Source organism: Acholeplasma equirhinis (assembly GCF_017052655.1).
GTDB classification, from domain to species: Bacteria; Bacillota_I; Bacilli_A; order Acholeplasmatales; family Acholeplasmataceae; genus Acholeplasma; species Acholeplasma equirhinis.
The window spans coordinates 1,124,169-1,147,612 of the sequence record NZ_JAFIDC010000001.1; the positions used below are offsets into that span (position 1 = coordinate 1,124,169).

General features: G+C 33.0%; 29 protein-coding genes, 1 pseudogene and 1 other annotated feature. Of the genes and pseudogenes, 4 read left to right on the forward strand and 26 right to left on the reverse strand.

The features are described from left to right. Positions 1–81: 81 nt before the first annotated feature. From JV173_RS05165 to rplM, 6 genes are all read right to left on the reverse strand, one after another. Entirely contained in the window at positions 82–1,677 is a 1,596-nt protein-coding gene (locus JV173_RS05165; RefSeq protein WP_205735227.1) for a M26 family metallopeptidase, read from the reverse strand. Positions 1,678–1,680: 3 nt separating this feature from the next. Continuing rightward, positions 1,681–3,021, reverse strand: coding sequence for a glutamate--tRNA ligase (gene gltX, locus JV173_RS05170; RefSeq protein ID WP_205735228.1), 1,341 nt, complete (start codon positions 3,019–3,021; stop codon positions 1,681–1,683). A gap of 159 nt (positions 3,022–3,180) precedes the next feature. Then, a complete protein-coding gene (locus tag JV173_RS05175; RefSeq protein WP_205735229.1) occupies positions 3,181–3,663 on the reverse strand; it encodes a hypothetical protein in 483 nt (160 codons plus the stop codon). A 114-nt stretch (positions 3,664–3,777) separates the two neighbouring features. After that, the gene (locus JV173_RS05180) at positions 3,778–4,251 is read right to left on the reverse strand and encodes a hypothetical protein (RefSeq protein WP_205735230.1); all 474 of its coding nucleotides are present in this window, start codon (positions 4,249–4,251) and stop codon (positions 3,778–3,780) included. Between the two features lie 83 nt (positions 4,252–4,334). Then, positions 4,335–4,733 (reverse strand): 30S ribosomal protein S9, encoded by a 399-nt coding sequence (gene rpsI, locus JV173_RS05185; protein ID WP_205735231.1) that lies wholly within the window; start codon positions 4,731–4,733, stop codon positions 4,335–4,337. Between the two features lie 4 nt (positions 4,734–4,737). Then, positions 4,738–5,166 carry a 50S ribosomal protein L13 gene (rplM, locus tag JV173_RS05190; protein WP_205735232.1) on the reverse strand — a complete coding sequence of 143 codons (429 nt, stop codon included), beginning with the start codon at positions 5,164–5,166 and terminating at the stop codon, positions 4,738–4,740. A 212-nt stretch (positions 5,167–5,378) separates the two neighbouring features. Between rplM and JV173_RS05195 the strand changes: the two genes are divergently transcribed. Beyond that, positions 5,379–5,759, forward strand: a complete 381-nt coding sequence (locus JV173_RS05195) for a protein-export chaperone SecB (protein ID WP_205735233.1) — start codon at positions 5,379–5,381, stop codon at positions 5,757–5,759. Between the two features lie 47 nt (positions 5,760–5,806). Here the strand turns inward: JV173_RS05195 and JV173_RS05200 are convergent, their stop codons facing one another. The 10 genes from JV173_RS05200 to JV173_RS05245 all read right to left on the reverse strand — a co-directional run bounded on the left by JV173_RS05200 (position 5,807) and on the right by JV173_RS05245 (position 15,094). Continuing rightward, positions 5,807–6,778: a YitT family protein gene (locus JV173_RS05200; protein WP_205735234.1), complete on the reverse strand. Its 972-nt coding sequence runs from the start codon at positions 6,776–6,778 to the stop codon at positions 5,807–5,809. Between the two features lie 16 nt (positions 6,779–6,794). After that, positions 6,795–8,348, reverse strand: coding sequence for a methionine--tRNA ligase (gene metG, locus JV173_RS05205; RefSeq protein WP_205735235.1), 1,554 nt, complete (start codon positions 8,346–8,348; stop codon positions 6,795–6,797). Positions 8,349–8,386: 38 nt separating this feature from the next. Beyond that, positions 8,387–8,588, reverse strand: a binding site (T-box leader). Between the two features lie 39 nt (positions 8,589–8,627). Continuing rightward, on the reverse strand, positions 8,628–9,476 hold the full coding sequence (gene rsmI, locus JV173_RS05210; protein WP_205735236.1) for a 16S rRNA (cytidine(1402)-2'-O)-methyltransferase: 849 nt from the start codon (positions 9,474–9,476) through the stop codon (positions 8,628–8,630). Further along, positions 9,473–10,189 carry a tRNA1(Val) (adenine(37)-N6)-methyltransferase gene (locus JV173_RS05215; RefSeq protein WP_205735237.1) on the reverse strand — a complete coding sequence of 239 codons (717 nt, stop codon included), beginning with the start codon at positions 10,187–10,189 and terminating at the stop codon, positions 9,473–9,475. The genes rsmI and JV173_RS05215 overlap by 4 nt, the downstream gene beginning before the upstream one ends. Next, positions 10,176–11,132, reverse strand: a complete 957-nt coding sequence (locus JV173_RS05220; protein WP_205735238.1) for a DNA polymerase III delta subunit-related protein — start codon at positions 11,130–11,132, stop codon at positions 10,176–10,178. Before JV173_RS05220 ends, JV173_RS05215 begins: the two co-directional genes overlap by 14 nt. Next, on the reverse strand, positions 11,129–11,731 hold the full coding sequence (tmk, locus tag JV173_RS05225) for a dTMP kinase (RefSeq protein WP_205735239.1): 603 nt from the start codon (positions 11,729–11,731) through the stop codon (positions 11,129–11,131). The genes JV173_RS05220 and tmk overlap by 4 nt, the downstream gene beginning before the upstream one ends. A 25-nt stretch (positions 11,732–11,756) precedes the next feature. Then, positions 11,757–12,482 (reverse strand): tRNA pseudouridine(38-40) synthase TruA, encoded by a 726-nt coding sequence (truA, locus tag JV173_RS05230; protein ID WP_205735240.1) that lies wholly within the window; start codon positions 12,480–12,482, stop codon positions 11,757–11,759. Then, entirely contained in the window at positions 12,472–13,470 is a 999-nt protein-coding gene (locus tag JV173_RS05235) for an energy-coupling factor transporter transmembrane component T family protein (protein ID WP_205735241.1), read from the reverse strand. The genes truA and JV173_RS05235 overlap by 11 nt, the downstream gene beginning before the upstream one ends. Then, entirely contained in the window at positions 13,467–14,309 is an 843-nt protein-coding gene (locus JV173_RS05240; protein WP_205735242.1) for an energy-coupling factor transporter ATPase, read from the reverse strand. The genes JV173_RS05235 and JV173_RS05240 overlap by 4 nt, the downstream gene beginning before the upstream one ends. Next, the gene (locus tag JV173_RS05245; RefSeq protein ID WP_240453017.1) at positions 14,285–15,094 is read right to left on the reverse strand and encodes an energy-coupling factor transporter ATPase; all 810 of its coding nucleotides are present in this window, start codon (positions 15,092–15,094) and stop codon (positions 14,285–14,287) included. The genes JV173_RS05240 and JV173_RS05245 overlap by 25 nt, the downstream gene beginning before the upstream one ends. 96 nt (positions 15,095–15,190) lie before the next feature. Here JV173_RS05245 and trxA point away from each other — a divergent pair, with 96 nt between their 5' ends. The 3 genes from trxA (at position 15,191) to JV173_RS05260 (ending at position 16,754) form a co-directional block, all read left to right on the forward strand. Next, positions 15,191–15,502 (forward strand): thioredoxin, encoded by a 312-nt coding sequence (gene trxA, locus JV173_RS05250; RefSeq protein ID WP_205735243.1) that lies wholly within the window; start codon positions 15,191–15,193, stop codon positions 15,500–15,502. Next, positions 15,499–16,350, forward strand: coding sequence for an NAD(P)/FAD-dependent oxidoreductase (locus JV173_RS05255; RefSeq protein ID WP_205735244.1), 852 nt, complete (start codon positions 15,499–15,501; stop codon positions 16,348–16,350). The genes trxA and JV173_RS05255 overlap by 4 nt, the downstream gene beginning before the upstream one ends. A gap of 62 nt (positions 16,351–16,412) precedes the next feature. Then, positions 16,413–16,754, forward strand: coding sequence for a DUF1801 domain-containing protein (locus JV173_RS05260; protein ID WP_307836873.1), 342 nt, complete (start codon positions 16,413–16,415; stop codon positions 16,752–16,754). 42 nt (positions 16,755–16,796) lie between these two features. On the opposite strand, the gene JV173_RS05265 is transcribed toward JV173_RS05260, so the two are convergent. The 10 genes and pseudogenes from JV173_RS05265 to infA all read right to left on the reverse strand — a co-directional run bounded on the left by JV173_RS05265 (position 16,797) and on the right by infA (position 23,442). Continuing rightward, positions 16,797–17,690 carry a carbohydrate kinase family protein gene (locus JV173_RS05265; RefSeq protein WP_205735246.1) on the reverse strand — a complete coding sequence of 298 codons (894 nt, stop codon included), beginning with the start codon at positions 17,688–17,690 and terminating at the stop codon, positions 16,797–16,799. 2 nt (positions 17,691–17,692) lie between these two features. Then, positions 17,693–19,387 carry a M3 family oligoendopeptidase gene (locus tag JV173_RS05270; protein WP_205735247.1) on the reverse strand — a complete coding sequence of 565 codons (1,695 nt, stop codon included), beginning with the start codon at positions 19,385–19,387 and terminating at the stop codon, positions 17,693–17,695. A gap of 9 nt (positions 19,388–19,396) precedes the next feature. Next, a pseudogene (locus tag JV173_RS05275) lies at positions 19,397–19,982 on the reverse strand (DNA-3-methyladenine glycosylase I). A gap of 101 nt (positions 19,983–20,083) precedes the next feature. Continuing rightward, positions 20,084–20,800: a hypothetical protein gene (locus JV173_RS05285; protein ID WP_205735250.1), complete on the reverse strand. Its 717-nt coding sequence runs from the start codon at positions 20,798–20,800 to the stop codon at positions 20,084–20,086. 120 nt (positions 20,801–20,920) lie between these two features. Then, entirely contained in the window at positions 20,921–21,280 is a 360-nt protein-coding gene (rplQ, locus tag JV173_RS05290; protein ID WP_205735251.1) for a 50S ribosomal protein L17, read from the reverse strand. A 6-nt stretch (positions 21,281–21,286) separates the two neighbouring features. Continuing rightward, positions 21,287–22,279, reverse strand: coding sequence for a DNA-directed RNA polymerase subunit alpha (locus JV173_RS05295; RefSeq protein WP_205735252.1), 993 nt, complete (start codon positions 22,277–22,279; stop codon positions 21,287–21,289). A gap of 28 nt (positions 22,280–22,307) precedes the next feature. Further along, complete coding sequence (rpsK, locus tag JV173_RS05300) at positions 22,308–22,697, reverse strand: 30S ribosomal protein S11 (RefSeq protein ID WP_205735253.1); 390 nt, start codon at positions 22,695–22,697, stop codon at positions 22,308–22,310. Positions 22,698–22,699: 2 nt separating this feature from the next. Further along, positions 22,700–23,074, reverse strand: coding sequence for a 30S ribosomal protein S13 (gene rpsM / locus JV173_RS05305; protein WP_205735254.1), 375 nt, complete (start codon positions 23,072–23,074; stop codon positions 22,700–22,702). Positions 23,075–23,092: 18 nt separating this feature from the next. After that, positions 23,093–23,209, reverse strand: a complete 117-nt coding sequence (gene rpmJ, locus JV173_RS05310; RefSeq protein WP_035368597.1) for a 50S ribosomal protein L36 — start codon at positions 23,207–23,209, stop codon at positions 23,093–23,095. Between the two features lie 14 nt (positions 23,210–23,223). Beyond that, positions 23,224–23,442, reverse strand: coding sequence for a translation initiation factor IF-1 (gene infA / locus JV173_RS05315; protein WP_205735255.1), 219 nt, complete (start codon positions 23,440–23,442; stop codon positions 23,224–23,226). Positions 23,443–23,444 lie beyond the last annotated feature (2 nt).

Sequence of the window (23,444 nt, forward strand, 5' to 3'; positions counted from 1 at the left end):
ACCTACCTAATTTAATTATAAATTAGTTTTGGATAAAAATTAAGAAAAAGGTCACATCCATTTTGGATATGACCTATTTTTTTATGAAAGATAGTTTTTAACGAATTCTGAAGTTAGAGCTGATTGACCATCCGCAATCACTTCGTAACCACTTAAATCTGTTTCTTGATCATTAAACTTGATTAATGCTGCATCTAAGATTTTAACTGCTGCAAGTTTGTTCCATGGACCAAATGATAAATAGTTATAAACATCTAGTGTTGAACTGAAAACATTTGGTGCAGTGATCATAATTGAACCACTTGCAAGTGCATTTGTTGTTGATCTTGTTGTTGATGCAATTAAGTGTGCTGCGAAGATTTCTTTCATCACTGCATCGTATTCAACAGTGATATCTCCAAAATAGTAAATGTTTGTTGCATTTGCTTTTAAGAGTGTACCCATGATACCACCAACATAAAGTGTATCTAGTTTTGTATTTTCTGTATCAGCATGACGTTTAATTTCAACGTTAATTTCAGCATTTGATACAAGTTCTTGTACACTTTTATCACTACGGTTTGCACCGAAGATACCACCGACGAATAATAATCCACCACCAAGAGCTTTCTTATCTTGGTTGATATAAACATCAATAGATGAATCAATTACTGCAAGTTTACCAATTGAAACACCTTTATCTTGTTCAATTAAACCAGCAATACCACCAACATATGTTCCAGCAGTTGCAGGATCATTATTTGAATAAGTACCATTGACAGCGTATTGTGAAATGTTTAATTCAGAGTTTGTAACAACAATGTTTGATATTTTACCTTGTAGTGAACCACCAACTAAACCAGAATATAGGTTTCTGTTTAAAGCACTTTGGTTAATGTTATGACGAATTGTGATTGAAGCATTGTCGATTGTAATGTTTTCCATAACAAAGTCATTGTTTGAAACTTTAGAAACAACAACACCTACATAATGAATACCTGTATAAGGTTGTTCATTATTGTCGATTAAAATATTTTCAAAATTAATATTTTTGATTGTAGCACGTGATGCATAACCAAAGATTGAAAGATAACTTCTATTTACATTAGCTTTTACTGTAATCTTTAAATTTTTGATTGTATGACCATCACCATCAACAGAACCTGTAAATGGAGTACCTGATGTGAAGAGTGGTGTAAATTCAGCACCTTCAAAATCTAAGTCTGCTGTTAATTTAAAGTGTCTCTTATGATTACCAGAATCTTTGTCACCTAAAGCTTGGAATTTTTCTGGTGTTGAAATGAATAATGGATCTTCTTGTGTATCACCTTGTGCTAAAGTTTCAAAAGCTGTATTTGTTCTATATAATTGGAACTCTGCACCATCTTTTGTACCGAATACAGATAAAGCATAAGTTGTTGTACGTGATAGACCATCAATTGAAATTGTTTTTGTTACGTTTTTAGCAATTGTTTGGTTAACTTCTTTTTTGAAGTTATCTGGACCTTCTAATACGATCTTGAAATCTCTGTTTTCAAGTTCATTATTTGGGTCTCTAACTTCAACCTTAAATGAAACTGAGTTTGTAGTTGGGTTATATGATGATACGACTGCTCTTGCATTTGATTGCACACCTTGTGTACAAGCAACTAAGAGTAGAGTTGCCATCATTGTAAGTAAGACGAATACTTTTTTCATGCATTAACTCCCTTTTTTCTCTAGAATTTGGTTTAAACGGCTGAGTACTTTTTCTTTTCCTAAGAGTAGGAGAGAAACAGGTAAACTTGGGCCATGTGCTTCACCAGTTGTTGCAATACGAACTGGCATGAAGAGTCCTTTACCTTTAACATTAAGCTCTTTACCTACTGAACCAATGGTTTGGTTAATTAGGTCTGCGTCGTTAAAATCAAGTGCTTCAAACTTTTCTCTTAATAATTGTAACACAGGAAGATAGTCAAATGCTTCCATTTCGGCCATAACTTCTTCACTAATAGTGAATGTATTATGGAAGAACTCATTATAGTATTTAACAATTTCTTGACCATAAGATAGACGATCTTTTAATACAGCAAGTAAATTTTCAAACCATACTTCAGATGGAATCTCAATTCCAGCTTCTACTAAGAATGGTCTTGTTAAATCTTTTAATTCATCCATTGATAATAGTTTCATATATCTTGAGTTGATATATGCTAACTTTTGTTTATCAAAATATGAAGGTGCTGCTGATAAACGTTTTTCATCAAATAATGAGACAAGCTCATCATGACCTAAAATTTCGTTTTCACCAGTTGGTGACCAACCAAGTAAGCTTAAGAAATTAAGCATTGCTTGTGGTAGATATCCCATCTTGTGATATTCACCAATGAATTGAACTGTATTGGTATCACGTTTAGATAATTTCTTCTTGTTTTCATTCACAATAATTGTCATATGACCAAATGTTGGGACTTCCCATCCAAATGCTTCATATACCATGATTTGTTTAGGTGTATTTGTAATATGTTCTTCACCTCTAAATACATGGGTGATTTCCATGAAGTGATCATCGATAACAACAGCGAAGTTATAAGTTGGAATACCATTGTCTTTTACAATGATCCAGTCTTCAACTTCTTTTGAATCAAATGATAAACGTCCACGAATGACATCATCGAAAACATATGTTTTACCTTCAGGAACTTTAAAGCGAATTGCATACTTTGTACTATTTTCTTTATAGTCCTTGTAAGCTAGACCTTGTTCTAATAATTGGTCTGCATATTTTTTATATAAATCTAATCTCTTTAATTGATGATATGGTCCAAAAGGCCCACCAATATCTGGACCTTCATCCCAGGTTAAACCTAACCATTTTAAATAATGTAATTGTGACTCTTCTCCACCAGGAACGTTTCTTGCAACGTCAGTGTCTTCAATACGAATAATGAAGTCACCACCATAGTGTCTTGCAAATAAATAATTAAATAATGCAGTTCTTGCATTACCAATATGTAATAGACCAGTTGGTGAAGGAGCGTATCTTGCGCGTACTTTCTTCATAGTAATTCCTCATTTCGCAAATATAATTATATGTTATTTATACTAAATAAACAAGTTTATTTTACTTAAACAGCCTATAAGTTGCAAAAAGAAAAAAGAAAGTAGAATTTTTCATTCTACCTTCTTTTAAAGTTTACTTTAACTTTGAATCAAATTATTTTATGCTTTCTCTGACATATGAACAAGCAACATACAAAATGCTGATCCTAAAAGTGTTAAAAATGTCAGAACTACAGCCCCTTCAGTTGATATATTATAATTGGCATCAGGATTGGCTTTCACAATGAAGTTCTCAGAAAACATGACAATAAATGCTGCAACTACTAAGAAGACAATTGTGAATTTCGCAGTACCTCTATCTTCTCTGTAGTTTTTGTTTAGGACAGTGTAAATCAAAGATAATACACTGAGTCCACTAAAAACTACTGCAATAATATTAACGACACTTGCAGTAAAAACTTGACGATCTTCACCCATGACTTTTACAGTACCACCAAAAGCTATCTCCATGAAATTAAATGAAAAACTACCAAAAAGTATCACATTGATTTTAAAGTAATCTAGCGTCATCATAAATACAAAAGAAATTAATGCAAGTGTGAGTGCAGTTAGTCTTAAAGAATTCTTTTTAGATTGATCCATATTCATTCCCCTATTTTTAATACCTATATTTTAACATCATCCGCAAAAAGAAAAAAGAAAGTAGAATTTTTCATTCTACCTTCTTTTAAAGTTTACTTTAAATTAAGTCTTTATTTACTTAATGACTTCTGAAATTAAAAATCCAAATGATGCAAGTAATGTTGTTACAAATGTTAATGTGACACCAGTTAGTGTTTCAATGTTATAAGTTGCATCTGGATCTGTTTGGACGATAAATTCTTTTGAGAAGACAAAGATTAATGCACTGATAAATAAGACGATAAAGCCTAAATAACCGATTTCTTTGGTTCTTGTTACTGGCTTAAAGAATAGTTTTGCAAGTAATAAGAATAGTCCAAGTAACAAGAAATAATATGCTAATTGGTTGATAATACTTGCCTCAAATATTTGTTGATTTCCAAAGAAATTAAACGATGCACCATATGCAATATGTGAATACTCAAGTGCATAATTTCCAAGGATGCCCATATTCAAATTATAGAATGTCATGGTTGACACAAATATAATCGACATAATTGTTAAAGCGAGTGAAACTAATAATGAAATCTGTTTTTTTGAAAAGTCCATTCTACGTTTTTCCTTTACTTTTTATAGGTTCATTATACCTTAGAAAAGAAAAAAGGAAACCAATTAGGCTTCCTTCTTTGAAATTATCTCTTAGAGAATTGAGATGCTTTACGCGCTTTCTTAAGACCGTATTTTTTACGTTCTTTCGCACGTGGATCACGTGTAACTAAGCCAGCTGGTTTAAGAGTTTTTCTTAAGTCAGCATCAACTTCCATTAACGCTCTTGTAATACCTAAACGGATTGCTCCGGCTTGTCCTGTTAAACCACCACCGTTAACGTTAGCAACAACATCGAATTTACCTTCGTTAGAAGTTAAAGTTAATGGTTGTAAAACGTCTAAACGTGTAGCAGCTGATGGTAAATAATCTTCGAAAGTTCTACCGTTAATAACGATTTGACCTTTACCTGGAGTTAAAATAACACGAGCTACAGATGATTTTCTGCGGCCTGTTCCAAAGTATTGTACGAGTTCTTTTGCCATCTGATTATACCTCTAAACTTTCTGGTTGTTGAGCTTGATGTTTATGTTCAGGACCAGCATAAACAAAAAGTTTTCTTAGGACATCTGCACCTAATCTGTTGCGTGGAACCATACCTTTGATCGCTTTTTCAACGATTGCAGTTGGTTTCTTGTCCATTAAATCTTTAGCAGCAATTTTTGATAAACCACCGTTGTAACCAGAGTGACTGTAGTAGAACTTGTCATTCCATTTGTTACCAGTTAATTTAATTTTGTCTGCGTTAATGATAATTACATAATCACCAGCGTCTACATGTGGAGTGTAAGTTGGTTTATGTTTACCACGTAATACTGATGCAACTACTGTTGCTAAACGACCTAAAGTTTTACCTTCAGCGTCTACGACATACCACTTTCTAGTGATATTGCCTTCATTTGCCATAAATGTTTTCATGTTTCGTTACCTTCTCCTTATAAGTTATATAAGGGCTTTGTGGAAAATCTAAGGTTTAAATATGTACCGTCAAATATCTTACTATACTATAGTATAATTGTCAACAACTTTCCAATAATTCTTCATTTTTAGTATAACTAAGCAACTTTTTCATAGATTTCCCATAGAATTAAGTCCTGATATGTTAAAATGTTTGTAAGGATGTGAACAATATGAAAGTTTTAAATACAGTCATTTCAACAAAGAAAGTTTCAATTACCAATCATAACTTAAAAGGTAATTTCCAGATGCACCCAATCTACACTAAACAGATTGAAAAAGTATCTGATTACAACTACATTTTAAGTTTAACTTTTTCGGTTTTTAACACCATGGATCATCCATTCCCAGTCGACCTAACTGCTACTATCACTGGTCAGTTTACTTTTGATAATGAAACAACTGAAGAGCAGGTTGAAAACTTTATGCAAATACCAGCTGTTCAAATACTTTATCCACACTTAAGAAGTGTTGTTGCAAGTATCACTGCTGCAAGTTATCTACAACCCCTCTTATTACCACTTGTGGATGCGAGAGTTTTCAAAAACGTATAAACCTAAATGATAAATAAAACCGCACAGTTGTGCGGTTTTTTGTTTAATTACGCAATGGTTTTCTTTTTGAAATTACCGTAGACAGCTTTAACTGGTGAACAAACAATAAACGCTTTTTTATCAACTTGATTAATCATTTGAATCATACTTGTTAATTCATAACTTGAGATGACAACAACAATCATTGTTTTATCTGTTTTAGTGTAGCCACCTTGAACATTAATCATGGTAACACCACGGTAAATTTTAGTTAAAATATCGGTTACAATTTCATTTGCATTGTTGGTTACAATATCGACTTTAACAAATTGATATCCGGTATGTAATCTATCAATCATAACCGTTGAAACGATAAGTCTCAAGATAGTATATGAGATGACAACACCTGCAACAATTGGCATATTGTTTTCATCAAAAATCTTACCACTTGTGATTAAACCACCAAATACTGCAATCGCAATATTCATGATCATTGAGATGAATCCAACAGATTGACCCTTCTTTAACGCAACATACTGTGCAATAATATCAAGTCCACCTGTTGATGTACCATAACGTAGTGCACCACCAGCACCAATACCGACTAAAATACCACCTAAAATCGTTGCTGTTAAAGCTTGCGCAGGACTTGATAGTCCTAAGTCAACATATGGAATATATCCTAGCATTGTCGCTTGAATCAATACTGAAATGAGTGAGTAAATAACGAACTTCTTGGATACACCAAACCATCCTAAAATGAGAATTGGAATGTTTGCTGCAATGATGAATCCCCCAAGGAATAATCCTTCCCAGCCAGACATATCCACACCAAAGGTATATTTAATCAGGTCACGCAGTAACTGTGCAATCCCTGGAATACCACCTGTATACATCGGTACAACCGATGCCTCTAAGAACCAAGTTACACCAAAACCATAAATGATTGTAAATACTACAACCGCTGTGGTTCTTTTTAATTCTGGTTTAACTTTTTTAGCAAAGAATTCTGACTTGAAAAATGTCATTAATTTGTTCATACTCGACTATTCCTATTTATCCTATAATTTCGTTTAATTTTTTAACTGGATCAAAACGTTCAAATAAGACTTTTGCAGTACCAATCTTTTGCTCAGGATAATAACCAAATGATTTAACCGTTTCAAAATCTTTATCTTTTGAATCTAATTGTTCAAAGATGGATGCTGCAGTTGTTGGAATGAATGCTTGAAGATAAACTGCAAGAACTCTGATTGTTTCAACTAAGCTGTATAAGACATGACTTAACTTCTCTTTTTCACCATTTTTGTTTAAGTTCCATGGTTCTGATAAATCAATGTACTTATTGGCAGCTCTTGCAACTGAGATTAATTCTTCTAGTGCATCACCGACTTTAAGTTCATCCATTAACTTAGTCACTTTCGCTTCTAATGCTAAGCATTTATCTCTTAATGCATACTCAAATGGTTCTTGATCTAATTGTACCTTATAAACCATACCTTCTTGGTATTTATTAATCATACCAATTGTTCTGTTTACTAAGTTACCTAATGTATTAGCAAGATCTGAATTTGTACGTTCAATCATTAACTCATAGGTAATATTACCATCTTGTGCATAAGGAATCTCATGCAACACATAATATCTTACAGCATCTACACCAAAGTGTTGTACTAATTTGTCTGTGTAAAGTGTATTTCCCACAGATTTACTCATTTTATTCTTATCAACTAATACCCAAGGATGTCCAAAAATCTTCTTAGGTAATGGAACACCTAATGCCATTAAGATAATTGGCCAGTAAATGACATGGAATCTAATGATATCTTTACCAATTAAATGTACATCAGCAGGCCAGAACTTTTTAAAGTTTTCAGCAGGATTTTCAAGATCATATCCGATACCTGTAATATAGTTTGATAACGCATCAATCCATACATACGTAATATGCTTGTTATCTGCAAGTACTGGAATCCCCCATTTAAATGAAGTTCTAGAAACTGATAAATCAGGTAACTCTTCTTTTAAGAAGTTTTGAAGGACTTCATTTTTTCTTGATTCAGGTTGAATGAATTCAGGGTTTTCTTCAATATGCTTTAATAATCTTTGTTGATATTTAGATAATTTTAAGAAGTAAGTATCTTCACTCATCCAAACAGGAATGTCACCACTCGGTCCTTTTCCATCAACAATTTCATCATCCCCAAGGAATGCCTCATCTGCAATTGAGTACCAACCTTCATATTTACCTAAATAAATATCACCTTGTTTTAAAAGTTTATCAAAAATCTTTTGTACAACAGCTTTATGTTGTGGGTCTGATGTTCTAACAAACTTATCATATGAAACACCAACTAAATCATAAATACGTTTGATTTCACCTGAAATCATATCAACATATGCTTGTGGATTTAAGTCTTGTTGTTTCGCTTTATTTTCAATCTTTTGACCATGTTCATCAGTTCCAGTTTGAAAATACACATCAAATCCGGTTAATCTCTTATAGCGCGCAATCGCGTCTGCTAAGATCACTTCATAAACATTACCAATGTGTGGAATTGCTGATGCATATGCAATTGCTGTTGATATATAATATGGTTTCTTTTCCATAATTTCCTCCATAAAAAAATCCTTAGATTTAAAAACAATCTAAGGACGAATTGTTATCCGCGGTACCACCTTAGTTCTAGATTACTCTAGCCCTCTTAACTTGTAACGTAAGTAACCCCGTCTTACTCTACCTATCGAATAAGATACTCAAAAGCCATAAGTATAGTTCTTATATCTCTTCTCACCAGCCAGAGACTCTCTTAAATAATTACTATACGACCTCTTTATCATCGTATGATTTAATTCACTTATTATTATATATTAAATAATTTATTATTTCTACTCAGGTTTAACGATTTTATATGCTTTATAAACTTCTGATTTATGAACACCTAACATCTTAGCAACTTTCTTTAAAGCTTCTTTCTCAGATAAGCCTTCTTCAATAAAGAGGTTTACTTGTGTGACGATGTCTAAAATCATTTCTTCTTTCTTGAATTCACCTTCAAGTAGAATCACATATTCACCACGTGTATCAAATTCAGCATCTTTCATCGTTTTTAATGAACCACGATAGAAAGTTTCAAACTTTTTAGTGAGTTCTCTTGCTAGAACTAAACGTCTATCACCTAAAACGTCATACATTTCTTCTAAAGTTTTAGAAATACGTAATGGAGATTCAAAGAAAACTAAGGTTTCTTCTCTACCTTTATAACGTTCTAAAATAAATCTTGCTTCACTTTGTTTTCTTGGTAAAAATCCAACAAATGTAAATGGTTGAGGAAGTAGGCCTGATGCAACTAAACTTGTGAGTATTGAACTTGCTCCAGGAATTGCAATAACTGGAATTTCATGTTCAATAGCTTCCTTAACTAAAATAAATCCAGGATCATTTACAAGTGGAGTCCCAGCATCTGAAACTAGTGCTACCCTTTTACCTTCTTTTAAAAACTCAATAATTTCTTCAAGTTTTTCTTTTTCATTAAACTTTTGATAACTTTCAAGTGGTGTTGAAATATCATAATGTCTTAAAAGTTTAATGGTTACTCTTGTATCCTCACATAAAATTAAATCAACTGATTTTAAAGTTGCAAGTGCACGAAATGTGATATCACTTAAATTTCCAATTGGCGTTGAGACAATATAAAGTTGAATGTTCTCATCCTTAAAACTTTCTTGAACTTTCATAATTTATAACTTCTCCCTTCGTAAATGGATTTCATTTCATCACTATAAGCATCACCTTTATATTGAAAGAGTGGTGGCATCACAGTTAAACTGCCATTACCTTTGTAGCGTGCTTCAATTAAAACTTGATTAGGTTCACTTGATTCAGTAGGATGCACAAAGCGTATTCTTTTAACTTTAAACTCATTTTCATTTAAAGTTAGCATAATATCTTCTAATCGGTCTGCTTTGTGAACCATGAAGAATAAACCACCATGTTTGATATGTTTTCTAACAGATGAAACTAAATCTTTTAAATTCAGTGTCAACTCATGCTTAGCAATTTCCATATCCATATCAACACTTCTTTTTGTTTCACCAGTAACTTTGAAAAAAGGTGGATTAGAAACAATGATATCAAAAACTGTTTTAGGGTTAAATGTTTTAATATCTGTGTGATAAACTGAGAGTCTTTCTTCTAAGTTGTTTAATGCGATATTTTTTAAGGCAACTTCATATCTATGTGCTTGAATTTCAGCACCATAAATCTTAGCATCTGTCTTTTGAGATAAATACATCATAATCGCCCCATTACCACATCCAACATCTAAAATAGACTTTGTACCTTTGGGGATTCTAACAAAATCAGATAAAACAATGGTATCTAAATTAAATGCTTTACCAACTTCACTTGTAATCGTTAAGTTAGTGCCTAGTAAATCACGCGTTGTCATCTTTTAAAATACCTTCAATTTCTATACCGGTTGCTTGAAGTGTCATTGATACATTCACAGGTAATCTGAAACTCTTGATTGTGTCATACAAAAGTCGAATCATCTTTTCTGCTTTCTTATTTGAAAACTTAGGTACTAAAGAAAGAATTGATTCTTTATGAATTTCAAAGTCTATTTTTTGATTCATATGTGTATGAATGATATCTAACATGACTTTAGATAAGAGTTCAAAAATATAAATTAACCATTCTTTAGAATCAAAGAAACTTCTTTCTAAATCATACATGAGTAAAGAAAGCGGTACTTTAGGACTTAAGAAATGAGAAAGTAAATCTTCAAATGATTGGCATGCTTTTTGGAAGTGTGCATCTTCTAAAAGTAGCATCGCTTCTTCATAGTCTTTCGTTAAGACTGTTAAATAGTACGCTTCTTTGAGTGGTACTTGTTGATCCGTTAATGATTTAATAAAATCTTCATCTGTTTCTTCTTCAAGTAAAATCACTTGAGAACGTGATTTGATGGTTGGTAAAACTAATGATTGGTCTTCTGTTAAAAGAAAACCAACTGTTTGATCATCTTTAGGTTCTTCTAAAAATTTTAAAAGTGAGTTTGCAGCTGCATGCGACATCGTATCAGCACTTTCAACAATGTACACTCTAGGTCCTTTAACTAAAGATGTTTTTGAAAACTCTTCTTGTAGGTTTAATACTTGTTCTTTTTTTATTGATTGTCCGTCTTTAGCTAAATATACAAAGTTAGGATAATTATCCGTTTCAAGCTGATGTTTTAAACTTGGATTATCGTTAGCTGCAGCAAAAATAAGAAATGCAAGTTCTCTTACAATTCTTTTTTGTCTTAAGCTTGAACCACCACTTAAAATATAAAGGTGACTTAAGCGGTTCTTTTCAATTGTATATTTAAAATGCTCAATGACGTTTTTCATAATCTCTCTAAAATTACATTTAAAATTTCGTTATAAATAGATTCAACGTCTTGATTACCGTTGATCACTTTATAACGTTTTTCTGTTTTTGCTAGTTCTAAATAACCACTTCTCACCTTATCATGGAAAATTGTTTGTTCAGAATCTAGTCTATCTTTCTTATGACTTCTACTTTTAGATACTCTTGCAAGTCCAACTTCATGGTCTAAATCAATATAGAATGTTAAATCAGGCATATAACATAATGCATAATCGTTAACCTTCTTAACAAAATCCATACCTAAATCTCTACCATATGCTTGGTATGCAAAGGATGAATCAATATAACGGTCACATAAAATAACCTTGTCTAAATTAGGGATGATCACTTCATCTAAATGTTGCGCACGACTAGCTGCAAATAATAATGCTTCGGTATGTGGTTTTAAATCTGTGTTCTTATTGTTTAATAACACTTCACGAATTTGTTCTGCAATTGAAGAACCTCCTGGTTCCCTTGTTGTAACAACCGAAATACCTTTTTGTTCTAAAGTTTCTTTTAATTTGGCAATAATGGTAGTCTTTCCACTACCTTCTCCACCTTCAAATGTAATAAACATGATGTTTCCTCCCTAATGTAACTACTTATTTGTAGTAAATTCTTGTTAAATATAGACCACAGGCAGGTGCAGTCTTTGCAGTTAATAATCTGTTTTTTGTTTCAAGCATTTCTTTCAAATGCCCTTTTGGTTTTTTATTTGTTGCAATTGCAATCACATTACCCATAATACTTCGAACCATGTAACGTAAGAAATGATTGCCATGAATTTTAAAAATATAATGTGTTTTGGTTTCTTTGTATGTAAAACTATAAATTGTCTTTACAGGTGGTTTGTTTTCTTTATTTGGAGAAAACGCTGAAAAGTCATGTGTGCCAACAATATCTTCTAATTCATCTTTGACTAAATTGATATCAAAGTTTCTAACATATACTTCATGGTTTGATTCAAATGCTGAAACTTCCTTTTTACTGATTTTATATGTATAAATCTTTGATTTAGCATCAAATCTAGCATGGAAGGTATCTTTGACCTTAGCTACTTTTAGAACTCTAATATCGCCTGGTAGGCGAATATTTAAACCGTAAATCCATTTCTCATTTGGGATATCCATCGGTGCATCAAAGTGAGTCACTTGATAAAGCGCATGTACACCTTTATCTGTTCTACTTGCTGCAAAGGTTGGAATCTCAAGTTGTGTCATCAGTCTTAATGCTTTTTCAAAAGTACCTTGAATTGTAGTTTCTTTTTCTTGCGTCTGATAGCCACTATATTGTGTCCCTTCATAAGCAATGATTGCTTTATACCGCATAACGAATCACCACAACAGAAATTAATAGAATTGACATTAAGACCATGGTTACAATGTCTTTTGTATCAATCTTGTATGTATCTATTTTAGTTCTTGGTGCACCAATAATATAACCACGTGCTTCCATTGCATTAGATAAGTCTTCTGCTCTGTTAAATGAAATGACAAAGACTGGAATTAATAATGCAATGATTTGTCCAATCTTATCTTTAAATGAACTTTCTGCAAAATCAGCTCCACGTGAAGTTTGAGCTTTTAAAATCTTTTCAGTTTCTTCTAAAAGTGTTGGAATACTTCTTAAAGTCAATGAAATCATCATTGAAAAGATATATGTTGGAATCTTAATCAATCTTAATGGTTTCATTAATGATTCAAGACCATCATTGAGTTCAATTGTTGAAGTTGTAAATGTAAGCAGTGATGCAATGATCATAACTGAAACAATTCTTAAGAAAATAAATCCAGCTCTTAAGAGTCCTGATGGATAGACCATAAAGTCGTAATCAAAGTTTAATCCTACATTTGGTATATAAGCAATAACTGCCCATTGGATCACAAAAGCTAAAATAACATAAATGAAAAACCAAGTTGTTTTAAATTTAATTTTGTGTTTAATGAAATGATAGAAAATCGTTAATACCACTAGGAGTGGAATACTAATGATTGATAATGTCATTGGTAAGTTCACAAATGGTGTCTCATCAGCAGGTTGAATTGTAAAGAGCTGAATCATAAATGTAAAGGTTAAAAGGAATACGATTGCTTTTAAACCTTGCATCACTTTACCTAATGGAATACCAGATAAATAAGTTAATCCAATTGAGAATAAGAATAACCCTATCATAAATCCAATGTAAACAGGATTTAGTTCTACTGGTATCACGAATATAGAAATGATTAAAAGTAACATTGAAAGGATCTTAATTCTTGGGTCTAATCTATGTAAGAATGAATCCCCTGCAATATATTGTCCAATTTTTATATTCATTTTGCAGCCTCCTTAAGATGATTAAGAAGGTCTTTTTTATCTAAGACAAGTTTTTCTTTAATACCAAGTTCTTTAGATAAGTGCTTCATTACTTTCATAGATGTTGGATAATCTAGGTGGAACTTTTCAACATCTTGTGAGAAAAGTTCTTCCTTTTTACCATCAAAAACGATTTCGCCTTTATCTAAAACAATGACACGTTTTGCATATTTAGCAACGATATCCATATCATGCGTAATTAGAACAATGGATTTATTTTCTTTATCATGAATTTCTTTAAATAAATCCATAATATCGTCTTTACCTTGTGGATCTAGCCCACGGGTTGGTTCATCTAATACCAAAATATTCGGTTTCATTGCAAGAATACCTGCAATAGCAACTCTTCTCATTTGTCCACCTGAGATTCTAAATGGTGACTCCTGATAAAGTGATTCATCAATACCCACGGTCTTTAAAGCTTCCACTGCATATTGATTTGCATAAGGTTTAGTATCTTTAAAGTTAGAAGGACCGAATTCAACATCTTTTAAAATAGATATCTCAAATAATTGGTATTCTGGGAATTGGAAAACAAGTCCAACCTTTTGACGTAAATGGTTAACTTTAGTTTTCTTCTTTGTTGGTAAGATTGTACCTAGAATGTTGACTTCACCTTCAGTTGGTTTAAGAAGTGCATTCATATGTTGAACTAATGTTGATTTACCAGAACCTGTTTGTCCTGTAATCGCAACAAATTCACCTTCTTTTGCAATTGTAAGGTCAATCTTATTCAATGCTTTATAAACTTTTTTGAAGCCTCTGTAGCCGTAGCCTACTTGTTTAAATTGAATGCCCATAATGCCTCTAATAATGCTTTATTTTCTTTCAAATTTGGATCCTTTAAGCAATCAAGGTAAATTTGTAAACCTTCAGGAATATTTAATTTAGAACTCTTTAATAGGGCTTCATCTAAAAAGAGTTCTGAAGGTTTACCGCTGCCGATTAATTTACCTTCTTTAAGAATAAAGGCATAATCACTCTTTAATGCAAAATCTAAATCATGAGTGATCGTAATAATGGTTTGATTAAATTCAGTATTTAAGTTTTTAATTAGATTGGTAACTTCTCTAACACCTTCCGGGTCTAACATTGAAGTTGCTTCATCAAAGATGATGACATCTTTATGCATTGCAAGTGCTCCAGCAATAGCAACCCTTTGTTTTTGTCCACCAGATAATTGTTGTGGTTCTTTTAATAAGTAGTCTTTCATACCAACTAAAGATGCATACTTTTCAACACGTTCCACGATTTCTTTTCTTGGAACTTGCATATTTTCTAAGCCAAACGCGATATCATGTTTTACTGTTACACCAACAAATTGATTGTCGGGGTTTTGGAATACAATCCCGATTTTCTTTCTAATTTGATGTACATTTTGTTCGCTCATTTCGATGCCATCAACAAAAATATCACCACTTTCTGCTTTAAGTAATCCAACTAAAAGCTTAGCAAGCGTTGATTTTCCTGATCCATTATGACCTAAAATAGATACCCAAGATCCTTTTTTAATCTCAAGTGATAGGTCTTCAATGACATCTTTTTTATCATCATATGTAAATTTTAAGTGGTCGATTTTTATCAATTTAATTCACCCTGTCTTATCTTTTCTATTATATCATTGAATAATGATATTTTCGATAAAGTTAAGATATAATAAAAGAGATGAAAGGAAATAGATATGCTGTTTGAATTAGACAAAGAAAGTTTCCAAAATTTAGTCTTAAATACTGACCAATATGTACTCGTTGATTTTTTTGCACAATGGTGTCGTGGTTGTGAGGCTTACGAAGAAATCTTAGAAGAGATTTCTGAAGATTATTACGGAAAACTAAAGGTATATAAACTCAATATTGAAAATGAATCTGAAATTGCAGATTCTTATGATGTGATGAGTCTTCCAACACTCCTTCTATTTAAAGATGGTAAGTTATTAAGAGAACTTACAGGTTTACAAAGTAAAAAAACAGTCGAATCTTGGTTAAAGTTATGAAAGATGTCATCATTGTAGGGGTAGGTCCAGCTGGTATTTCTGCTGCAATCTATTTGAATCAACTCAACAAAGATGTCTTAGTCTTTGGTAAAGACTTAGGTCAATTAACAAATCATGATATCGTCTCTAACTTTTATGGTTTATTTCCAATCCCTGGACAAGAGATGATCTTACATGGTATTAAACAAGCTCAACACTTAGGCATCCAAGTTCAAATGGAAGCTGTCTTAAGTATTGATAAAATTGAAGGTGGTTTTGAGGTAAAAACTACGCACTCAATTTATCAATCAAAGACCGTAGTACTTGCAACCGGTAAAAACAGATTACCATTAAGAGTACCTGGTTTTAGAGAATTTAAAGGTAAGGGTCTGCATCAATGTGCAACCTGTGATGGATTCTTCTATAAAAAGAAAAAAGTTGCAATTGTTGGTAGTGGTTCTTATATGGAACAGGAACTTGCAGTCTTGGAAAACTACACAGATGACTTTATGATATTTACAGAAGGTGATTCATACGAATCTGATAAATGTATGGTCGTTAAATCGCCTATTAAAGCACTTAAAGGTGATACAAGATTAAGACAAATTGAAACTAAAGATGGTGAACTTTACGATGTGCAAGGTGTCTTTGTAGCAATCGGATTCCCAACTGCTTCAGAACTTGCATTAAAACTTGGGGTTGTCATGGAACACTCAAATATCTTAGTTGATGAACATATGTCAACCAACATCAAAGGTATCTTTGCAGGTGGTGACTGTATTGGTGGTAAACTCCAAATTGCTAAATCCGTTTATGATGGATTAAAAATCTCAGATGGTGTTGCAAAATACCTAAGGAGTCTAAAATAACAATAACAAACCACTCAATTGAAGAATTCTTAAATTTAATTGATGAACCAAGGAAATCAGAAATTTCTGAAATCTTAAAAGTTATGAAGGAAGTCTCAGGACTTGAGTCTAAACTTTGGGGTTCTATCATTGGATTTGGTAATTTACATTATAAGTACCCAACAGGTACTGAAGGTAATATGCCACTGCTTGGTATTGCAAACCGTAAATCTTCAATCACACTTTATGTTACTTATGTTGCAGCAGATTATCCAGAACTTGCAAGTTTAGGAAAATTTGAAATGGGTAAAAGTTGTATTTATGTTAAAAAACTATCTGATATCAATTTAGCTGTCTTAAAGAAAATCATGTTACGTACAAAAGAACTCACCAAAACAATTGATTATCTTAAAATTATTGAGTAATAAATAAGGAACTTAATCTCTTTGGATCAAGTTCCTTTTTATTTAGTCAAAGATATAAGATGAAATTGCACCAAGTTTAGTCACAGTTTTTGTTGCGATATCGACACTATATTTTAAGATTTCATTAAAGTCATAACTATCTAGATCTTCTTTTCTAATTTTAAGTAAATCTATTTTATAAAGAAATGCACCAATGAAAGCATCCCCTGCACCAGTTGTATCAATGACTTCAACTTTTTTAGCATCTATATGTAATTCAGATGCTTTTGTATAAAGCGTTGCACCGTTTGGTCCTTTGGATACTAATACAATCTTCACACCTTGATTTAAAAGCTCTAAAACGGCTTTCTTTTCTTCTTTTGAAAAGAGAATGGTAATTTCCTCATCTGTTAATTTAACGATGTCAGAATGGCTTAAAAACTCATTTATGATTTCTTTATGTTCTTTAAGATCGTAAACTAAATTGAGTCTTAAATTCACGTCAAATGAAACAATGCCTTGACTTCTTTTCATTGCTTCAATTAATGTTTTATGAAATAATCGATTCTTTTCATTTGCCAGACTCAGACTACAAAAATGTAAGATATCTTCTTTAAACTTAATATCCTTAATAGATTCTAAAGATAGATTTAAATCTGCAGTATCCATTCTATCAAATGTAAAGGTACGCTCACCTTGATTTAAATGAACATAAGCTTTCATCGATGGATTAGAAACACGTTTAACGAAGCTTAAATCGATATCTTCTTCCTTTAACAATTTAAAAAGTTCATTACCATCAGAATCTAAACTGATAGAACCAATAAAGGAGGATGCTCCTTTAAGTCTTTTAATTAAGACTGCGACATTCGCTGGGGCTCCTCCTGGATTTTTAAGATATTGGTTTGGTTTAGTTTCTATGTAATCAAATAGAATTTCGCCAACGGAATAAATCATAATTATTTAATCGATTTATCGACATTTTTTAAATAGTTTTTAATTGGTTCCATAGTTTTCTTCATGAAACCTTCCTTAAATGGATTATCAAGTTTAGCTGATAAGACTAAATCAACAAATGATTTAGATCCACCTAATTTACATAATGCAAGGTATTTTTCCCAAGCTTTATCAAAGTCATTTTGAGATAAGACCCAGAATTGGAACGCGATTGTTTGTGCAAGTGCATAGTCAATATAGTAGAAAGGATTTTGGAAGATATGTCCTTGACGGAACCAATATGTACCTTTATCAAGGAATTGATCTTCACTATAATCTTTCCAAGGTAGATATTGTTTTTCTAGTTTACGCCATAAAGCTTTTCTATCTTGTGGTGTCATATCAATATTTTCAAATACTTCATGTTGGAAATGATCAACAAGTGCGATATAAGGTAAGATTTCAACACCATCTGCTAAATGTGCATATTTATATTTAGCAGTATCCTCTTCGAAGAATTCATGAATCCAACGCCAAGCTAAGAACTCCATACTCATTGAGTGAATTTCAGCAGCTTCCATTGTTGGCCAACGAAGTTCTGGTAAATTGTTTCTTGATGTATAAATTTGGAAAGCATGACCAGCTTCATGTGTTAAGACATCAACGTCAGCTGATGTACCATTGAAGTTTGCGAAAATGAATGGTGATTCATAATCTGGGATATATGTACAATATCCGCCACCTTCTTTGCCTTGTTTAGCATCTAAATCAAGTAAGTCACGTTCAACCATGAAACGGAAGAATTCGCTTGTTTCAGGACTCATCGCATCATACATCTTCATTGCTTTGTCAACTTGCCATGCACGGTCACCTTTAGGTGTTGCATTACCGGATAAGAAGGTTAAACCTAAGTCATGTGACTTTAAATCTTTAATACCTAATGTTTCACTACGATGTTTCATTAAAACATCTTTAGCAAAAGGTACAACTTCTTTTAAGATTTCATCTCTAAAGACTTTAACATCATTTCTGTTATAGTCAACTCTTCTATATGAATCATACATATATTCAATATAACTTGGATATCCAAGTGTTTTCGCGATCTGGTGACGAACTTTAACCATGTTGTCATAAATCTCATCATACTCTGCTTCATGCTCACTATACCAATTGCTTACTGCTAGTGCAGCACGCTTACGAACAGCACGGTCAATATTTGAATTATATGCTCTCATTTGAGGTAAGTTTCTCACCTTACCATCAAATTCAATCTTCGCACTTGATGCAAGTTTACCGTATTGTGTAATGAGTTTATTTTCTTCTTGTAATAAAGGAATAATTTCTTCTTTAAATGTTTTTTCTGCAAGTTCATATTGTTTGAAAATTAATGAGCCTAATGCTTTTTCTAGTTCAGGTTTAAATTTAGAATATAAAACAGCTTTACTAAATTCAACTGCCAATCCTTGGATTTCTGGTTCAACTTGATCTAAAAAATCACGCTCTGCAGCATAGAATTCATCTGTTGTATTTAATGAATGTCTTACATAAACAAGTTGAAGTGTTGAATCTATATGATCAAACATTTTATTGTATGCTTTAATCACTTCAAGTTGTTCTGCTGATGATTTTGCATTGTTGAATTGTGCTAATAAATCGAGTGTTTGTTTTTTAAATTCATCCATATCAGGACGAACGTATGGGTAATCTTGAAATTTCATTTTTTTCTCCTAATGATTGATATAGTTTCTTTTAATCTCTTCGTAACAATGACAATATGTCATATGGTCATTATACACCCCAACGGCTTGTAAGAATGCATAAATAATTGTAGATCCTACAAATTTAAATCCCATTTTCTTAAGTTCATTTGAGATATCATCTGATACTTTAGATGTTACAGGCCATGTATCACCTGGTTTAAGATTAGAATCAATGGGTTTAAAGTTTACACGTTCCCATATAAATTTAGTAAAACTTCCAGGTTCACTAAAGTATTTGAGATACGCTCTTGAATTTGAAATCATAGCGTTTATTTTAAGTTTATTACGCACGATACCTTCGTTATTCATAAGTTCTGTAATTTTATCTTCATCGTATTGTGATACCACAAAAGGGATCAAAATTATCAAAGGCTTTAAGGAATGCTTCCCTCTTGTTTAAGATAATTGCCCAAGATAATCCTGCTTGTTGACTATCAAGGAGTAACTTCTGGAAAAGTTTTAAATCATCAAAAACTGGGCGACCCCATTCATGGTCGTGATAATCTTGCATCAACTGGCTGATCTTAGCCCAACTGCAACTTTTGATTTCCATAAGTTTATCCTCCTATCTTATAAATTTCTAATCAATGGATTAGTATATATTGTAGCATAAAAAAATTAAGAGGTATGATCTACCTCTTAATAAAATGCACATTATTCAATGTCTTCTGCTTGTTTCTTTTGCTTAGATTGTTTCTTTTGAAGTTTTAGCGCTTTTTTATCTGCTTTAGCTTGTTCTTTAGCTAAGATTCTATCTGCTTTCTTTTGAGCGATTGCAGCTTTCTTATCAGCTACTGCTTGTTCTTTAGCAACTAAAGCTAGGCGTTTTCTTTCTTCTTCTGCACGGAATGCAATTTCCTTATCAGTTAAGAATGCACGACCGCCTAAACGTACTTCATCTTTTGAAACAAAATCGAATGTAACAAATTGTTTTTCAATTGCTGAATGTTTAACAATTTCGTCACCTTCTTGTGTAACTGTAACTTTTTTAACATCCTTTGCAAGATAAATTGCTTTACCTGCTAAAACTGGTTCTGTCCCCTCAACAGATTTTAAAAGGTCAGTTTTGCCAGATCCATTTACATACCAAGCATTTTCACCAGCAAAAATTAAAACCTCACCATTTGATGCAGTATAAACTAATTTAGAATTAGGTTTGCCTAAATCTTTCTTGTTATTTTGAGTTTGTGTCTTAGGTGATTTCGCAGAAGTTGTAACAGGCGTAGCTGCTAACTTTTTACGTCTCTTTAAACCTATTGGTAAGAGTACCAACAAGAAAATAAGAATTGCGAGTCCTGAACCTAAGATTGCCCATTCTTCAAAACCATAGGTGTTAAAATCTGAAAAGTTAAATCCGTTACCAAACGGCATAAAATATCCCTCCCAATGTCTATCGACAATCTCATACATATTATAGCACGGTTTTTTTAAAATTTCTCCACTTACTTATCATAAAAAAAACCTCCACCCGTAGGTAGAGGTATTTATACATTAAATAAATTCAATGATTGCCATTGGTGCTGAATCCCCACGACGAGGTACAGTCTTGATGATACGAGTGTATCCACCATTACGTTCTGGATAACGTGCTGCAATTTCAGTGAATAGTTTTTGAAGTGCATTTTGTCCTTCTTTAACTTCTTCAAAACGTACAGTTTTTGCTGCTTGACGTTGTGCTGCTAATGTACCTTCTTTTGCTAAAGAAACCATTTTGTCAGCTAGTCTTTGAAGTGATTTTGCTTTTGCTTCAGTAGTCGTAATACGATCATTGATGATTAAGTCAGTGATTAAGTCACGTAATAATGCTGTTCTTTGATCAGTTGTACGACGAAGTCTTGATGGGTTAGCCATGTCTAATTACTCCTTATCTTCGTCTGAATCGAATTCGAACTTAGATTCTCTTGTTGAAGAGTGTTCAAATTCAAGTCCATGTTCTGCTAGTTTTTCTTTTAATTCTTTGAATGATTTACGGCCTAAGCTTCTTAAGCGCATAACTTCTTCTTCTGAAAGCTTTAATAATTCACCTACGGTTGTAATACCTGAACGTTTAAGTGAGTTAAATAGTCTAACAGAAAGGTCAAGTTGTTCAATTTTTGTATCTGATTTTTTGCTTGCTGGTTCTTCTTCTTCATCACGAATGAAGTTTACTGAAGAAGCCTGGTCAGATAAACTGACTAAAACTTGAAAATAATCCACTAACATCTTGCCCGCAAGTGCTAATGCTTCTTTAGCTTGGATAGCACCATTCGTTTCAATTTCCATTGTTAATTCATCTAAATCACCACGTGTTTTTTCAACATGATAAATCACGCGTTCAACAGGTGTGTATAGCGAGTCAATTGGAATGACGCCAGTTTCATATTTTGAATATTGTTTATTTTGATCAGCAGGTACATAACCGATGCCACGTCTTACAGTGACAGTCATTTTAAATGTAGCACCTTCTGATAGAGTTGCGATGTGTTGATCTGGATTAACAACTTCTAATCCATCAACTAAATTGAAATCACCTGCAGTCACAGTTGTTGGGCCTTCAGCATAGATTTCTAATTTTTGTTCGTATTGCGGATCTTGTGAATCGGCTCTAAACACTATTCTCTTTAAATTTAGAATAATGCCCATCACATCTTCATAAACGCCTTCAATGGTTGAAAATTCGTGCTCAACACCGTCAATTTTAACATTAACGATTGCTGCTCCTGGTAATGATGAGAGTAGCACACGACGTAATGCATTACCAAGGGTTAAGCCGTAACCACGTTCAAGTGGCTTGATTAAGAAACGACCAAGGTTACCTTCCTTAGAAATTTCTTCTACAGATGTTGGTTTTTCAAATTTTAAATCTTTCACAAGTATACCCTCCTCTTAATACCACGAATTAGTTACGTGGACGTTTTGGTGGACGGCAGCCGTTATGAGGTACTGGCGTCACATCTTTGATCGCTGTAATTTCTAAACCTGCTGCTTGTAAACTTCTAATAGCAGCTTCTCTACCAGGACCAGGTCCTTTAACGAAAACTTCAACTTTAGCCATGCCATGATCCATAGCTGCTTTAGCTGCCGCTTCGCTGGTTAATTGGGCTGCGAATGGTGTAGATTTTCTTGAACCTTTAATGCCTAATGCACCAGCAGATGACCAAGAAATTGCATTTCCTGCTGTATCTGTAATTGTAACAATTGTGTTGTTAAAAGTAGTGTGGATATGCGCAACACCAGTTGGTATATTCTTTCTTACTTTTCTTTTAGTAGTTTTCTTTTTAGTAGCCATGATTACTTACCTACCTGTTTCTTTCCTGCAATTGGTTTAGCTTTACCTTTTCTTGTACGTGCGTTATTTCTTGTATTTTGGCCGCGTACTGGTAAACCTTTACGGTGGCGGATACCACGGTATGAACCAATTTCCATTAGTCTCTTGATATCAAGTGTGCGTTCACGACGTAAATCACCTTCAGTTGTACGTTTAGCAACTTCGCTACGGATAGCTGCTAATTGTTCTTCAGTTAAGTCTTTAACGCGGATATCTTCACTTACATTAGCGCTAGCTAAAATGTCTTTAGCTTGTTTAGCACCGATGCCATAGATATATTGTAACGAGATTATTACTCGTTTTTGGGTTGGGATGTCAACCCCTGCAATTCTTGCCATAGTCGATAATCTCCTTTATTAACCTTGTCTTTGATTGTGTCTTTTATTTTTCTTGTTGATCACGTAAACGCGACCTTTGCGGCGCACGATGATGTCATCTGCACTGCGTTTTTTTACTGATGCTCTAACTTTCATGTGTTCAGTTCTCCTTATTTCTTGCGGTATGTGATTCTTCCGCGGGTTAAATCATATGGTGATAATTCAACTGTTACTTTATCACCAGGTAAAATGCGTATGTTGTTAATACGGATTTTACCAGAAACATGCGCTAGGACGATATGTCCATTGTCAAGTTCAACTTTAAATTTCGTATTGGGTAGTACTTCAATGACTTTAGCTTCTACTTCAATTAAATCTTCTCTTGCCATAA